15 protein-coding genes and 1 pseudogene are annotated in these 14,812 nt (G+C 64.7%); 11 read left to right on the plus strand and 5 right to left on the minus strand.

All coding sequences use genetic code 11. The annotated features are described in order from the left end of the window. The first annotated feature begins 1 nt into the window (after window position 1). The gene (pcaG, locus tag ACVMB1_RS35400; RefSeq protein WP_141340581.1) at window positions 2-604 is read left to right on the plus strand and encodes a protocatechuate 3,4-dioxygenase subunit alpha; all 603 of its coding nucleotides are present in this window, start codon (window positions 2-4) and stop codon (window positions 602-604) included. A gap of 8 nt (window positions 605-612) precedes the next feature. On the opposite strand, the gene ACVMB1_RS35405 is transcribed toward pcaG (ACVMB1_RS35400), so the two are convergent. Continuing rightward, window positions 613-1,590, minus strand: a complete 978-nt coding sequence (locus tag ACVMB1_RS35405; RefSeq protein WP_076824662.1) for a LysR family transcriptional regulator — start codon at window positions 1,588-1,590, stop codon at window positions 613-615. Between the two features lie 232 nt (window positions 1,591-1,822). Between ACVMB1_RS35405 and ACVMB1_RS35410 the strand changes: the two genes are divergently transcribed. The 9 genes and pseudogenes from ACVMB1_RS35410 (at window position 1,823) to ACVMB1_RS35450 (ending at window position 8,654) form a co-directional block, all read left to right on the plus strand. Next, window positions 1,823-3,052 (plus strand): ABC transporter substrate-binding protein, encoded by a 1,230-nt coding sequence (locus ACVMB1_RS35410; RefSeq protein WP_083714869.1) that lies wholly within the window; start codon window positions 1,823-1,825, stop codon window positions 3,050-3,052. After that, the gene (locus tag ACVMB1_RS35415) at window positions 3,028-3,756 is read left to right on the plus strand and encodes a nitroreductase (protein WP_082653659.1); all 729 of its coding nucleotides are present in this window, start codon (window positions 3,028-3,030) and stop codon (window positions 3,754-3,756) included. Before ACVMB1_RS35410 ends, ACVMB1_RS35415 begins: the two co-directional genes overlap by 25 nt. Window positions 3,757-3,769: 13 nt before the next feature. After that, the gene (locus tag ACVMB1_RS35420) at window positions 3,770-4,309 is read left to right on the plus strand and encodes a 4-hydroxylaminobenzoate lyase (protein ID WP_076824664.1); all 540 of its coding nucleotides are present in this window, start codon (window positions 3,770-3,772) and stop codon (window positions 4,307-4,309) included. A gap of 38 nt (window positions 4,310-4,347) precedes the next feature. Next, window positions 4,348-5,049 (plus strand): protocatechuate 3,4-dioxygenase subunit beta, encoded by a 702-nt coding sequence (pcaH, locus tag ACVMB1_RS35425; RefSeq protein ID WP_076824666.1) that lies wholly within the window; start codon window positions 4,348-4,350, stop codon window positions 5,047-5,049. A gap of 1 nt (window position 5,050) precedes the next feature. Then, window positions 5,051-5,653, plus strand: a complete 603-nt coding sequence (pcaG, locus tag ACVMB1_RS35430) for a protocatechuate 3,4-dioxygenase subunit alpha (RefSeq protein ID WP_456849695.1) — start codon at window positions 5,051-5,053, stop codon at window positions 5,651-5,653. 143 nt (window positions 5,654-5,796) lie between these two features. Then, complete coding sequence (locus ACVMB1_RS35435; protein ID WP_057015449.1) at window positions 5,797-6,120, plus strand: ArsR/SmtB family transcription factor; 324 nt, start codon at window positions 5,797-5,799, stop codon at window positions 6,118-6,120. A gap of 11 nt (window positions 6,121-6,131) precedes the next feature. Continuing rightward, window positions 6,132-6,596: an SRPBCC domain-containing protein gene (locus ACVMB1_RS35440; RefSeq protein ID WP_028344907.1), complete on the plus strand. Its 465-nt coding sequence runs from the start codon at window positions 6,132-6,134 to the stop codon at window positions 6,594-6,596. A gap of 21 nt (window positions 6,597-6,617) precedes the next feature. Further along, window positions 6,618-7,468, plus strand: a pseudogene (locus tag ACVMB1_RS35445) (shikimate dehydrogenase). A gap of 16 nt (window positions 7,469-7,484) precedes the next feature. Continuing rightward, window positions 7,485-8,654 (plus strand): Gfo/Idh/MocA family protein, encoded by a 1,170-nt coding sequence (locus tag ACVMB1_RS35450; protein ID WP_057015446.1) that lies wholly within the window; start codon window positions 7,485-7,487, stop codon window positions 8,652-8,654. 443 nt (window positions 8,655-9,097) lie between these two features. Here ACVMB1_RS35450 and ACVMB1_RS35455 read toward each other — a convergent pair whose 3' ends face one another. The 4 genes from ACVMB1_RS35455 to ACVMB1_RS35470 all read right to left on the minus strand — a co-directional run bounded on the left by ACVMB1_RS35455 (window position 9,098) and on the right by ACVMB1_RS35470 (window position 13,991). Then, window positions 9,098-10,408 (minus strand): ABC transporter substrate-binding protein, encoded by a 1,311-nt coding sequence (locus ACVMB1_RS35455; RefSeq protein WP_076824669.1) that lies wholly within the window; start codon window positions 10,406-10,408, stop codon window positions 9,098-9,100. Window positions 10,409-10,692: 284 nt separating this feature from the next. Then, on the minus strand, window positions 10,693-12,249 hold the full coding sequence (locus ACVMB1_RS35460) for an MDR family MFS transporter (RefSeq protein WP_141340582.1): 1,557 nt from the start codon (window positions 12,247-12,249) through the stop codon (window positions 10,693-10,695). 97 nt (window positions 12,250-12,346) lie between these two features. After that, complete coding sequence (locus tag ACVMB1_RS35465) at window positions 12,347-13,519, minus strand: HlyD family secretion protein (protein ID WP_076824671.1); 1,173 nt, start codon at window positions 13,517-13,519, stop codon at window positions 12,347-12,349. Further along, window positions 13,512-13,991, minus strand: coding sequence for a MarR family winged helix-turn-helix transcriptional regulator (locus tag ACVMB1_RS35470; RefSeq protein WP_085970781.1), 480 nt, complete (start codon window positions 13,989-13,991; stop codon window positions 13,512-13,514). Before ACVMB1_RS35470 ends, ACVMB1_RS35465 begins: the two co-directional genes overlap by 8 nt. 167 nt (window positions 13,992-14,158) lie before the next feature. Between ACVMB1_RS35470 and ACVMB1_RS35475 the strand changes: the two genes are divergently transcribed. Next, a complete protein-coding gene (locus ACVMB1_RS35475; protein ID WP_026191999.1) occupies window positions 14,159-14,647 on the plus strand; it encodes a Fur family transcriptional regulator in 489 nt (162 codons plus the stop codon). Window positions 14,648-14,812 lie beyond the last annotated feature (165 nt).

Below are 14,812 nucleotides of genomic sequence, written 5' to 3' on the forward strand. Positions count from 1 at the left end.
CGTGTCGAACCCGCGTCCTGATGGAATCACGCCTTCGCAGACCGTCGGCCCCTATTTCAAGTACGGCCTGACGCCGAACGGCGAATATGAATGGAACGACGCTTTTACCAACAACCTTCTGACGCCTGACGTCTCGGGTGAGCGCATCCGCGTCGAGGGCAAGGTCTATGACGGCGACGGCGCCGTGATCCCGGACTGCATGCTGGAGATCTGGCAGGCCGATAGCCAGGGCCGCTTCTCCGATCCGCAGGATGCGCGCGCGCTGCCCAATTCGAGCTTCAAGGGCTTTGGCCGCTGCGGCACCGACAAGAACGGTGGCTACGCCTTCGACACCATCAAGCCGGGCGTGGTGCCGGATGCCGACGGCAAGCCGCAGGCGCCGCATATCGGGCTCGCGGTGTTCGCGCGCGGCATGCTGCTGCATCTCTACACAAGGATCTATTTCGACGACGAGGCCAGCAACGCCGCTGATTCTACGCTCGCGCTGGTGCCGGCGGAGCGCCGCGCGACGCTGATAGCCAGGCGCAAGGCCGGCGCGGGCAGCGTCTACACCTTCGACGTCCATCTGCAGGGCGACAACGAGACGGTGTTCTTCGACGTCTAGCCCGGCCGCTAGCCGCCGCGCCGCAGCTCTTCGGTGGCGCGCCGGAGCACCTCGTGAAGCCATTCGTGCGAAGGCTCGTCCTCGACGCGTTCGTGCCAGAGCAGCCGAACCTCCACGGGCGTCGTGGTGTAAGGCAGTTCATAGGTCGTGATCGCATGTGCCTGCTCGAGTGCACGCGCCAGCGGCCGCGGGACGATCGCAGCCAACTCGGAATCGATCAGCAGTGCGGGCAGGGCAAGGAAGTGCGGCAGCGAGACCGCGATCCGCGGCGGCCGGTCGCTGTCGGACAGCGCCCGTTCGAGCGCGGGGCGATCGTACATCTCCGAACGCCTGGCGAGTCCACGCTCGGAGATGAAGCCGCCAATCGCGCCTTCCTGCTCGCCGCCAAAGGACACCACGACTAACGGCAAGGTCGCGAGCTTTGCCTTGTCGAGCCGGCCAAGCTTGCGCCTTTTGCCGACGATCAGCACATCATTATATTCGAACAGCAGCGCCGTGCGGAAACGGCTCGGCGGCGACGAGAACACGCCGATCGCGACGTCGATGCGGCCGAGGTCGATCTGCTCGGCAAGATCGATCCGCGTCACCGGCTTGATGGTGAGGTCGATCGCAGGAGCTTCCCGGCCCAGGATCTTCAGGAGCGGCGGCGCCAGCACCATCGTCGTGAAGTCGTTGGCGGCCAGCGTGAACGGCTTGGTGGAGGCTGCTGGAGCGAAGGTCGGCAGCTCGACCGCGGCCTCCAGCGATCGCAGCGCCTGGCGAACCTGCGGCGCCATCGTCAACGCGCGCGCGGTCGGCTGCATGCCGGTGGCCGTGCGCACGAACAGGTCGTCATCCAGCATCTCGCGCAGCCGCGCCAGAGAGTGGCTGACAGCGGACTGGCTCAGCGCGACCTTCTGGCTGGCCCGCAGCACGCTGCGCTCCTCCATGACGGCGTCGAATACCTTGAGCAGATTCAGATCCAGGGTCTTGAAGGAAACGGACACGTTGAGAGTCCCCGTCTATGGCAGATCGCTCGCCTCGGCAAAATTCCGCGATCGACGGCAGTTAAGGCCAGGCGTCTGGCGGATGCAACCGAGCGGATTCTCCACGAGCGTATAGCCGTGTCGTCACCACCTGCCATCTGAAGCCGGTTCAGGATCACTCTGCAAGACTTTCACTTCCGCAACGCGGCGTTCTGGCCAAGATTGCCGGCGCCGGGTTGGGAGGAGAAAAGCGATGAAGGCCTGGGTGATGTTGGCCCGAAGTGGCGCGCGTAAATCAATCGGACTGGCGTTGATGCTGGTGGCGACGGCGACGTCGGCGATTGCACAGAACGGGCCGGTCAGGCTCGGCGTGCTGACCGACATGTCGTCGCTGTACGCTGACAATGGCGGCCAGGGCTCGGTGGTCGCGGCGCAAATGGCGGTGGACGATTTCAAGGGCAAGGTGCTCGGCCGCCCGATCGAGATCGTTGCCGGCGATCATCAGAACAAGGCGGATATCGGCTCGGCGATTGCCCGGCGCTGGCTGGAGAACGACAACGTCGAAGCCATCCTCGACGTCCCGAATTCCGCGGTCGCACTGGCGGTGCAGGGCATCACGCGCGACAAGAAGAAGCTGTTTCTCGCCACCGGCGCGGCAACGTCCCGGCTGACCGGCGACGAGTGCTCGCCGACCGGCATCCACTGGACTTACGATACCTACGCGCTGTCGCAGGGGGCTACGAAGGCGATTTCGCGCCTCGGCGCCAAGTCCTGGTTCTTTCTTTCGGCCGACTATTCGCTCGGTGCGCAGCTCGAGGCCGACAGCCGCAAGGTGATCGACACGACCGGCGGCAAGGTGGTCGGCGCCGTGAAACACCCGATCAACACGCCCGATTTCTCGTCCTTCCTGCTGCAGGCGCAGGCCTCCAGGGCCGACGTGATCGCGCTCGCCGACGCCGGCGGCGACTTCATCAACGCCGTGAAGCAGGCCGGCGAGTTCGGGGTGACGCGCGGGCAGAAGCTTGCCGGCCTGATCGTCTTCATCGCCGACATTCACAGCCTTGGGCTGCAGAGTGCGCAAGGCCTGATGCTGAGCTCGGCGTTCTACTGGGACCTCAACGACGAGACGCGGGCATGGTCGAAGCGCTTCATCGAGAAGACGAAGAAAGTGCCCACCATGATCCACGCCGGCACCTATGGTGCTGTCATGCACTACCTCAAGGCGGTCGAAGCCGCCGGCACGCTTGATGGGCCGACGGTCGCGGCCAAGATGCGCGAATTGCCGGTCAACGATTTCATGACCCGCAACGGCAGGATCCGTCCCGACGGCCGGCTGGTCCGCGACATGTATCTGTTCCGCGTCAAGTCGCCGGCAGAGTCGAAATACCAGTTCGACTACTACCAGCTGCTGGCCACCATCCCGGGTGAAGAGGCCTTCAGACCGATGGAGGACGGCGGATGCTCGCTCGTGAAGAAGTCGTGATCGACCGGGATGTGGCGTGCGGAGCCGCACGCAATCCAATCGACGAGGTGATCGCCGGCCGGCTGTCGTGCCGCGAGTTCTCCGGCAGTCCGGTCTCCCGATCGACCATCGAGCAGATCCTGCGCGTGGCGCGGTTCGCGCCGAGCGGCGCGAACATCCAGCCCTGGCACGTCTACGTGCTCGCCGGCGCCGCCAAGACCGAGGTGTCGGCTGCGCTGCTGGATGCGTATGAGAACGAGCCGAACGAGCACGTCTCCGAATATCAATACTACGCCAGCGCTTTCCCCGAGCCGTATCTCGGCCGTCGTCAGGAGTTCGGGCGATTGTTCTATGACTCGCTCGGGATCGCGCAAAGCGACGCTGCGGCGAGGAGCCGGCAGACCGCAAAGAACTTCATGTTCTTCGGCGCGCCGGTTGGGTTGATCGTCACCATCGATCGGCGTCTCGCGATGGGAAGCTGGCTCGATCTCGGCATGTTCATCCAGAACGTGATGCTGGCGGCGGTCGGACGCGGGCTGCAATCCTGTCCGCAGGAGACCTTCGCCAGATTCCATCGGATCTTGCGTCCGCTGCTGTCGATGCCCGCCGAGCAGATGGTGGCCTGCGGGATCTCGATGGGCCACCCCAGGGAGCGGTCGCGCACGCGGCTGATGCCGCGCGCGGAACTGGAGGCATTCGCCTCCTTCAAGGGTTTCGAGGATTAGACAGGAGAGAGTCATGGGAAGCCGGGAACAGCTTATCGAACGCAGCATTCCGTTTCTGCGCGAGGTCAAGGACATGACGCCGAGCGCGGCGATGGAGCGATGGCTCAACGAGACCTATGGAGAGGACAGCGCGCTGTACCAGGATCTCGCCCGCCTCATCAAAATGGGAGTCGAGGAGGGCTGGGCGGCGAACCAGGAGGTGGAAGGTCCGAACTATCGGCGCAGCCGCATCCTCGAGCCGGTCCCCGAGACGTTCCAGTTCAGCATCACCGCGGTCTACATGAACAGCACCGATCCGCGCCGCATCAAGGACGAGGACGATCACGACGTGCTGCGCGGGCAATATCATGGTCACCCCTATGGCGAGCTCAACCTCGTCGTTCCCCTCGACAAGGGCGCGCAGTTGAAGGGGCTGCAGGGCTGGCAGGGGCCGGGCTGGACCGCGCCGGATCCCGGCAGCCGGCACTATCCGGAGGTCAGGGGTGGCGCGGTCATCGCGCTGTTCTTTCTGCCGGCCGGGCGCATCTCCTACGATTTCAAGGCGCCGGCCTGATATCCGGCGCGGGCGGCAATCCGGTCTGGAGAAAGCGCATGACGTTGATCTACCCGGTCGCTTCGAACAGCGTCCATCCCGCGCGCCTGTCGCCTGCGTACCGCAGCGCGATCAAGCGCGTACCCTCAAAGCCGCTGGTCCCGATGCGACATACGCTCTCGGAGCTGACCGGCCCGGTCTATGGTCATGAGACCGTGCGCGCGCACGACAACGACCTCACCATCCAGGCGAAAGGCGAGCCGCTCGGCGAGCGCATCATTGTGCACGGCCATGTGCTCGACGAGGACGGCCGCGGCGTGCCCAACACCCTGGTCGAGCTGTGGCAGGCCAATGCCTGCGGCCGCTACATCCATGTCGTCGACCAGCATCCGGCGCCGCTCGATCCCAACTTCACCGGCGCCGGCCGGACGCAATCCGATGCCAAGGGCTATTACAAGTTCATCACCATCAAGCCCGGCGCCTATCCCTGGGGCAATCACCACAACGCGTGGCGGCCCGCGCATATCCACTTCTCGGTGTTCGGCCACTCGTTCGTCTCGCGGCTGGTGACCCAGATGTACTTCCCGGGCGATCCGCTGTTCCCGTTCGATCCGATCTTCAACTCGGTGACGGACGAGAAGGCGCGGGCGCGGATGATCTCGTCGTTCGATCTCGAGAACACCAAGCCGGAATGGGCGCTGTGCTACCGCTTCGATATCGTGCTGCGCGGGCAGAGTGCCACGCCGATGGAGACCAAGTAACGTGTCGAACCCGCGTCCTGATGGAATCACGCCTTCGCAGACCGTCGGCCCCTATTTCAAGTACGGCCTGACGCCGAACGGCGAATATGAATGGAACGACGCTTTTACCAACAACCTTCTGACGCCTGACGTCTCGGGTGAGCGCATCCGCGTCGAGGGCAAGGTCTATGACGGCGACGGCGCCGTGATCCCGGACTGCATGCTGGAGATCTGGCAGGCCGATAGCCAGGGCCGCTTCTCCGATCCGCAGGATGCGCGCGCGCTGCCCAATTCGAGCTTCAAGGGCTTTGGCCGCTGCGGCACCGACAAGAGTGGTGGCTACGCCTTCGACACCATCAAGCCGGGCTTGGTGCCGGATGCCGACGGCAAGCCGCAGGCGCCGCATATCGGGCTCGCGGTGTTCGCGCGCGGCATGCTGCTGCATCTCTACACAAGGATCTATTTCGACGACGAGGCCAGCAACGCCGCTGATTCTACGCTCGCGCTGGTGCCGGCGGAGCGCCGCGCGACGCTGATAGCCAGGCGCAAGGCCGGCGCGGGCAGCGTCTACACCTTCGACATCCATCTGCAGGGCGACAACGAGACCGTGTTCTTCGACGTCTAGCTGCGCGCCGCCAGCGGCGCGCCAATCCAACTTTGGGGGACGGCCGAAAAATCCGCTGCGCGCGTTCGCCGCAGCGGATTTGGCTTGAACATGCGGCATCGGTTATATAATAAGGTTATTATATAACCGATGAGAGATAAAGCATGGCCAACCTCGACGCCGCCTTTTCCGCGCTCGCCGACCCGACCCGCCGGGCGATCCTGGCGCGCCTCGCGCTGGGCGAGGCGACTGTGATGGAGCTAGTCGAGCCGTTTGACATGACCCAGCCCGCGATCTCCCGCCATCTCAAGGTGCTCGAGGGCGCCGGCCTGATCGTGCGGCGGATCGAGGGCACCAAGCGACCGTGCCGGCTGGCGCCATCAGCGGTTACCGAGATCGATCAATGGCTCGGCATGCTGCGCCGTGCGCTGGAAACCAATTACGACCGGCTGGACGGTGTGCTGGCCACAATGAAGCCTGAGCAGTGAAGGGTATCCCCATGAGCAAGTTGACGCTGAAGACCGAAGGCGACCGCTATGTCGTCGTGACCAGGCGCTTCGTCGCGCCGCCGGAGGCGGTGTATCGGGCGCATACCGAGCCGGAGCTGTTGCAGAAATGGCTGCTCGGTCCCGACGGCTGGACCATGCCGGTCTGCATCAGCGAGGCGAAGCCCGGCGGCAGGATCCGCTACGAATGGACCGACGGGAAGGGCGGCGGCTTTCATTTGACCGGCGAATATCTCGCGCTCGAACCGTTCAGCCGCATCGTGCATGTCGAGCGCATGCATCTGCCGGATCCGACGCCGGACAATCATGTCGAGACGCGCTTTGCGCCCGACGGCGACGGCACCTTGATGACGATGCGGATGACCTTGCCGGATGCCGAAACGCGCGCAGCGATGCTCGCGACCGGCATGGAGCACGGCATGGAAGACAGCTATGCTCGGCTCGACCGCATGAGCTGAACGCGACTGACGTGAGGGACAATGCGCGACCGTTTCCTGACGGGGCTGATTGGCTATCCGATGATTCGGCGGCGCCTGCCATGCACGAAGCGGCCGCAGCAGCGCTCGGCGTTCGCGTCCACTACCAGCTCATCGAGGTCAACGGCGCCGGCCGCGACGAGCTGCGCGCGATGCTCGACGGCATCCGGCGGCTCGGCTTTGCCGGCGTCAATGTCACCTTTCCCTACAAGGAGGCGGTGGTCGAGCTGCTCGACGACCTCGCACCCGATGCGCGTGCGATCGGCGCGGTCAACACCATCGTCGTCGATCGCACGCGGCTGGTCGGACACAACACCGACGCGACCGGCTTTGCGCGCGCAATCGCGCCGCTGCTTGCGTCAGCGCCGCGCGGCCCGATCGCGCTGATCGGTACCGGCGGCGTCGGCAAGGCGATCGCCTTCGCGCTCGCCATCCTCGGCGTTGGTGAGTTCCGCATCTTCGATGCCGATGCCGCGAAGGTCGCGCGGCTGGCCGGTCAGTTGGCCAGCCGTCATGCGGTTCGTGGTGTCGCCAGCGTCGAGGGCGCGGTCGATGGCGCGACCGGCGTCGTCAACGCAACGCCGGTCGGCATGCTGCCGAGCCGCGACAGTCCTGTGCCGGACGGCTTGTTGCATCCGTCGATGTGGGTCGCCGACGCCGTCTACACGCCGCTGTGGACGCCGCTGCTGTTGGCGGCCAAGGCCAAGGGCGCCAAAGTTCTGACCGGGCGCGATCTTGCGATCTACGCAGCAGCGGACGCGTTCGAATTGTTCACGACAATGATGCCTTCGACGGACGTCATGGCAAATGCGTTCGACGCGGTGATGGCCGCACGCTACTCTGCGCCCGCCTGAGGGGCGGAGACACAAAATGACAAAAATCAGGATCGGGCTGGCCGGCTGCGGCTTCGTGTCGGAGCTGCATATGGTTGCCTACCGGCGCGTCTATGGCGTCGACGTCGAGGTGAGGGCGGTCGCGGCGCGCGGCGATCATGTCAATGCGTTCGCCCGCAAGCACGCAATCCCGAACGCCTATCGCAGCTTCGCCGAGCTGATCGCCGACCGCGAGCTTGACGTGATCGACATTTGCACGCCGCCGAACCTTCACGCCGCGATGATCGTCGAGGCAATGCAGGCCGGCAAGCACGTGATCTGCGAGAAGCCGTTCAGCGGCTATTTTGGCCGCGACGGCGACAAGGCGCCGATCGGCAGGCATGTGCCGAAAGCGCTGATGTACCAGCGGGTGATGGAGGAGATGGAGGTGACCCGCGCCGCGATCGAGCGAAGCGGACAACTCTTCATGTATGCGGAGGACTGGATCTACGCACCGGCGGTGACCAAGACCGCGGAGATCATCCGCGCGACAGGCGACAAGATCCTGTTCATGAAGGGCGAGGAGAGCCATTCCGGCTCGCATGCGGCGCATGCCGCCGAGTGGGCGATGACCGGCGGCGGCTCGCTGATCCGGATGGGCTGTCATCCCCTGTCGGCGGTGCTCTATCTCAAGCAGGTCGAGGCCAAAGCGCGCGGCGAGACCATCACGGTCGCCAGCGTCACCTGCGACGTCGGCAATGTCACCGCCGGCCTTAAATCCGAGGAGCGCGCCTACATCAAGGCCAATCCTGTCGATGTCGAGGATTGGGGCACGCTGACCGCAACCTTCTCCGACGGCACCAAGGCAACGGTGTTCTCCGGCGACATGATCATGGGCGGCGTGCGCAATTTGATCGAGACCTATACGAGCGGCGGCTCACTGTTTGCCAACATCACCCCGAACACGCATCTGACCAGCTACCAGACGAGCGAGGAGAAGCTCGCCTCGGTCTACATCACCGAAAAGGTCGATCGCAAAACCGGCTGGCAATATGTCTGCCTCGAGGAGGAATGGACCCGCGGCTACCTGCAGGAGATCCAGGATTTCATGGAATGCGTCGCGACCGGGCGGCAGCCCCTCGCGGACCTCGCGCTGGCGTATGAGACGACCAGGGTAAATTACGCCGGCTACTGGGCGGCGGATGAGGGCAGGCGGGTGGTGTTGTAACGGCGCGGGAGGAGCAGCGTGATTGCTCTCGTCCCATAGTGCGTATGCCGGGCCGTCCATCCTTCGAGGCTCGCTCCGCTCGCACCTCAGGATGACGGAGTCGAGAGCAGCATGTGAGTCTGGTACGTCGTCGCACTCCTTTTGGTTACCCCGCGGCTGCTCTTCCCTTCTCCCCTTGTGGGAGAAGGTGGCGCGCACAGCGCGCCGGATGAGAGGTTGTCACCGCGTCATTCGCTCGAGCGGCGAGGCGACATCTCACCTCACCTCGCCCCGCTTGCGGGGAGAGGTCGGATTGCATCGCCAGATGCAATCCGGGTGAGGGGGTACAGGTCTCATCGCGATCGCATTCGCGGAGAGAAGCCCCTCACCCCAACCCTCTCCCCGCAACAGCGGGGCGAGGGAGCGCAGCCCCGATGCGGCGGCAGTCTCGCCTCGTCGCCACGCTACGCCGCGTAGACCGATCCCTTCGGCAGCGGGAATACCGGATCCTGCGTGCGGATATTGGTCGGCCACACCACGGTGATGCGCTCGCCGGCGTTCTGCATCACGACCGGCGTCGAGCGCTCGTTCTGGCCGGACAGCGGCGTGCCCGGCGGATAGAACTTCACGCCATAGCCCTGGATGGTGCCCCCTGCGGGGATGTCGACGTCGAGCGCCGCCTTGCGGATCGCCTCGGGATCGAAGCCGCCGTACTTCTCCTTGGCGACCGGCAGCACATTGTTGAGCAGGATCCAGGTCTGGTTGAAGCCCATCGAGCAGTGCGGCGGCACTTCGGTCGCATTGGTCTTCTCGCGGTAGCGCGCGACCATGGTCTTGGTGAGGTCGCCGATTCCCGACGTGAGCTTGGCGGGATCGAGCAGCTGCGCCGGCACCGGATCGATGTTGCAGAAATTGTCGATGTCGGCGCCGAAGGTCGCGCGCAGCTTGTCGAGCTGGCTGTAGCCCGCGCCGGCGCCGAACAGCATCTTGAACTTCAGCCCGCTCTCGCGTGCCTGGCGCAGGAACAGCGTGATGTCGGGATTGTAGCCGGCATGCGAGATCACGTCGGCCTTGGCGCGCTTCAGCTTGGTGACCAGCACCGAGAGATCGGGCGCGGAGGCGGAATAGCCCTCCTTCAGCGCGACCTGGAGCCCGACCTCCTTGGCGAAGGCTTCGTCCGCGGCGGCGACGCCGACGCCATAGGGTCCGTCCTCATGGATCAGCGCCACCTTAACGTCCTTCGGCTCCATGCCGAGCTTGGCCTTGGCGTGCTCGTTGATGAAGCTCGCGAACGCCTGGCCGTACTGGTCGGAATGGATCTGCGCGCGGAATACGTATTGCAGGTTCTTGTCCTTGAACACGGCGGTCGAGACTGCGGTCGTGATCCACAGGATCCGCTTCTGCTGCTCGACCTTGGCGGCGAGCGGCACCGCGTGGGAGCTTGCGAACACGCCGTTGAGGATGTCGACCTTCTCCTGGTCGATCAGGCGATTGGCCTCGTTGATCGCGACATCAGGCTTGCTCTGGGAATCGACGTTGACCGGCGCGATCTTGTACTTGCCACCGATGCCGCCCTTCGCGTTGACGAGGTCGATCGCGATCTGGGTGCCGATCGAGGAGGCGACCGAGCCGCCGGCGGCGAACGGGCCGGTCAGGTCGTAGATCACACCGATCCGGACCGTTTCGGCCTGCGCCTGCGCCCGTGTCCAATCCAAGCTGAAAGCAGCGGCGGCAGCCGCTGAAGTCTTCAGCAGCGTCCTGCGTGAAGTCGGCATCGCGTCCTCCCCTGAAATCGTCAGTTGCATGACGGGTCTGCTTGTTTTCGCGGAGTATTGGGAGGCAAGGTCGGAAAGTCAACGCGGCTTGCGGCTGCGGCGTCTTGCGCTTTCGGAGGGGGCGTCCTCACTCTTTCACCGTCACCCTGAGGAGCGCGTAGCGCGTCTCGAAGGGTCGACGGCCACCAACGGGGCCGTGCATCCTTCGAGGCTCGCAAGTGCTCGCGCCTCAGGATGACGGTGTGACCAATCGCCCCGACACTCGGAGAACGTAGGGCGAAAACCTACTCCATCACCGCGGCATGATCCGATGGCGCCGACTGCGCGCGCAGCGTGGCCTTGGTCGAGCCGATCATCAGCGCGAGCGGGATCGAGACCAGGATGAACAGCATCACCAGCTGGTAGTCGTGCGAGAACGCGATGATCTGCGACTGCGCCGCCACCATCTTGTCGGCCATCGCGCGGCCGGCATCGGTGTTGAGGTTGATCATGCCCGATACGTCGGGCATCTGCAGCGCGTGGTTGAACGGATTGATCTGCTCCGACAGCTTTGCGTAGATCCGCCGTCCGCCTTCCGTCAGCTGCGCGATCACGATCGAGATGCCGATCGAGCTTGCGACGTTGCGCAACAGCGTCAGCATCGAGGTGCCGTCGGTGCGCAGATGGTTGGGCAGCGACATGAACGCCACCGTCGACAGCGGCACGAACACGAGGCCGAAGCCGAAGCCCTGGATCACGCTGACGACGATGATCTCGTTGGCCTGCGTCATGTCGGTCCAGCCGGTCATCTGGAACAGCGAGGCCGCGGTCAGCGCCAGGCCGGAGATGATCAGCGTGCGCGCCTCGATGTAGCGCATCATGCGGCCGACCAGCATCATCGCGACGAAGGTGCCGGCGCCGCGGGTCGCCAACAACAGGCCCGCGGTTATGATCGGGTAGCCGACCACGTTCTGCAGATAGGGCGAGGACAGCGCCATGGTCGAATACAGCACGAGGCCCATGACAGTCATGAACACGCAGCCGCCGAGGAAGTTCTTGTCCTTGAACAGCGCGAACTGGATGAAGGGCCGGCTGGTCGTCAGCGAATGGGCGAAGAAATAGTAGAAGCCGATCGCGGAGACGACGAATTCGATCATGATCTCGTTGGATTCCAGCCAGCCGAGCTGCTCGCCGCGGTCGAGCGCGAGCTGCAGCGAACCGATCGCGACCGCGAGCGCGCCGAACCCGAACCAGTCGAAGCGCAGATTGAGGTCTTGCTTGGTCTCGTCCATGAAGACGGCAAGGCCGAGCACGGTGATGGCGCCGAATGGCAGGTTGACGAAGAACACCCAGTGCCAGGAATAGGTCTCGGTCAGCCAGGCGCCGAGCGAGGGCCCCATGATCGGGCCCATCATCACGCCCATGCCCCAGATCGACATCGCTTTCGCGCGCTCATGCAGCGCGTAAGAGTCGAGCATCACGGCCTGCGACAGCGGCACCAGCGCCGCGCCGAACACGCCCTGCAGCAGGCGGAACAGCACCATCTGGTTGATGTCCTGCGCCAGGCCGCAGAACACCGAGGCGACGGTGAAGCCGGCCGAGCAGATGATGAAGATGCGCTTGCGGCCATAGCGGTTGGCGATCCAGCCCACCGGCGCGGTCATGATCGCGGCCGCGACGATGTAGGAGGTCAGCACCCAGTTGATCTGGTCCTGCGAGGCCGACAGCGAGCCCTGCATATAGGGCAGCGCGACGTTGGCGATCGTGGTGTCGAGCGCCTGCATGATCGTCGCGGTCATCGCGCAGATCGTCACCATGTTCCGGCGCATGCCGGGTACGGCGGATGGTGACGGTGCATTCATTCAGGTCGGTCCTGTTCGAGCGTTGGAAACCCGCTCCCCCGCAAGCGGGAGAGGGGGCGCACTGTCTCTGCGGTCGATGATCGACCGCTTCTTCTCTCTACTCGTGGTCCGGGTGCGCCGAGGCCGGCGCCAGCCCGAGCAGGCCGGCCAGCGTGCGGCGGTGGTTGGTGTCGATCGTCGCGTAGACGCTCATGCCGGCTTTCAGCTTCTTCACGAACGGATCGTTCTCGTCGAGATAGATCCGCACCGGCACGCGCTGCACCACCTTGACGAAGTTGCCGGTCGCGTTCTGCGGCGGCAGGATCGCGAACTGTGCGCCGGTGCCGGGCGACAGCGAGCCGACCTTGCCCTTGAACCGATGGTTGGGGAACGCGTCGACGTCGAGCTCAACCGGCTGGCCGACCGCGACATAGGTGAAGTCGCTTTCCTTCGGATTGGCGTCGACCCAGGGATGGTCGACGTCGATGATCGAGAACACCGGCGAGCCGGCGGCGACGAAGCGGCCGAGCTGGATCTGGTCGACCTGGGTCGCGACGCCGTCCATCGGCGCGCGCAGCACGGTGTGGTCGAGATTGCGCTGGGCGTCGTCGAGCTTGGCCTTGGCCTGGGCGTAGGGCGGGAACTGTTCGATCGGCAGGTCGATATCGCCGAGCAGCTGCGTCTTGTCCTTGGAGATCTGCTGCCTGATGTATTGCGCCAGGCTCTCGGCCGTCACTTGCGCATTCGCCGCGTTGTCGAGGTCGAGCTGCGAGCCGAAATTCTGCTTGGCCAGCGTCGACTTGCGTTCGACGTCGCGCTTCTTCAATTCGATGCTCTGCTGGGCGAATTCCAGCATCCTGCCGTTGATCTTGATGTTGTCGACCAGGTTGTCATAGGTGGTCCTGGTCTGGTCGAGCGCAGCCTTGGCCTGCGCCACCGCGAGGCGGAACGGCACGGGGTCGATCTCGAACAGTTCGTCGCCCTTCCTGACGTGCTGGCCTTCCTTCACGACGATCTTGTCGATCTTGCCGGAGATTTCCGGCGTGATCAGCACCTTCTGCGCGCCGACATAGGCGTCGTCGGTGCCGACATAGCGGCCGCCATTGAGATAGAACACGATGCCGCCGATCGCAGCGAGCGTCGGCAGCACGACCAGCAGCAGCGTGCGGCGATAGCGCCGCAGACCGGCCATCAGGCGACGGCGCGGCGCGCGGCTGGCCTTGCCCGACGGCGCAGGCTCGCCCGGATTGCTCTTCTGCTCGGGGGCCAGTTTGAGGACGGGTTCAGCCATAGCGCTGTTCCTTTCGGGAGGGCTCGCCGGCTGGGGTCTGGACGGCATTGCGAACGTTTTCCTTGATCGATTCCAATTGGGTGAGCAGGCGATACGCGTCAGCGGGGCTGATGCCCTCGAGCGCGGTCGCGGTGAGTTCGGAGCGGAGGCCGGCGAGCTTGCCGAGCAGCGGGCGCGCGGCCTTCTTCAGATAGAGGCGGTTGACGCGGCGATCGTTCTCGTCGCTGCGGCGCTCGATCCAGCCATTGTCGCAGAGCTTGTCGATCAGCCGCGTCAGCGTGATCGGCTGCACCTCGAGCAGCTCGGCGAGCTCGGTCTGTTTCAACCCTTCCTGGCGTTCCACCTTGGACAGCACGGCCCATTGCGCGCGGGTGATGCCGTAGCGTGCGGCCTCCTTGTCGGCATAGACCCGGATCAACCGGAACACTTCGCCCAGCGTAAACAAGAAGTCGGTGTCCACCGAACCGCGCATCGATCCTGCCTCCATAAGCTTGGGATATAATAAGCTTGCTTATGATTTCTGCATGCCGGGTTAATGCGAGGCTGCCCCGCATTGCGGGCATGGCTGCAACGCGGCGACGGACCGGGGTTTGGAGCCGGGCTTTGGGAACGGCCGCGCAAATGCTACATATCGAGGCAATGAGCCTGGCAAAGCCGACATTTCCTGCCCCCGACCACGATCACGGCCGCTGCGCCGCGGACGCGATGGCGCATGCCGAGCAGGTTTGTGCGCGCCGCGGCCAGAAATTCACCCCGATCCGCCGTCAGGTGCTGCAGGCGCTGCTGTCGAGCCATCGCCCGCTCGGCGCCTATGAGGTGATCGACGAGCTGGCCAAGACGATGCCGCGGCCGGCACCGATTACCGTCTACCGCGCGCTCGACTTCCTGATGGAGAACGGCCTCGTCCACCGCATCGAGAGCCGCAACGCCTTCCTCGCCTGCGCGCATGACCATGACGAGACCTCGATGGTGGCGTTTTTGATCTGCGACCATTGCGGCTCGGTCGGCGAGATCCCGGCCGCCCCCGTCGCGCAAAGCCTGACCGCGGCGGCGCGGGCCTCGGGGTTCATCCCGAAACTCTCCGTCGTCGAGATCGCCGGCACCTGCGCGCATTGCCAGAAGACGTAGATGGCGCGATGGTTTCAGCTAACTCGCACTGCTTTCGAGCTACCTCGCCCCGCTTGCGGGGAGAGGTCGAAATTCGCGGTAGCGAATTTCGGGTGAGGGGGACTCTCCGCACGCTCGCCTCTATCGAATTTGCGGCGACGGCCCCTCACCCCAACCCTCTCCCCG

The sequence above is a fragment of the Bradyrhizobium sp. USDA 4504 genome (genome assembly GCF_054063995.1).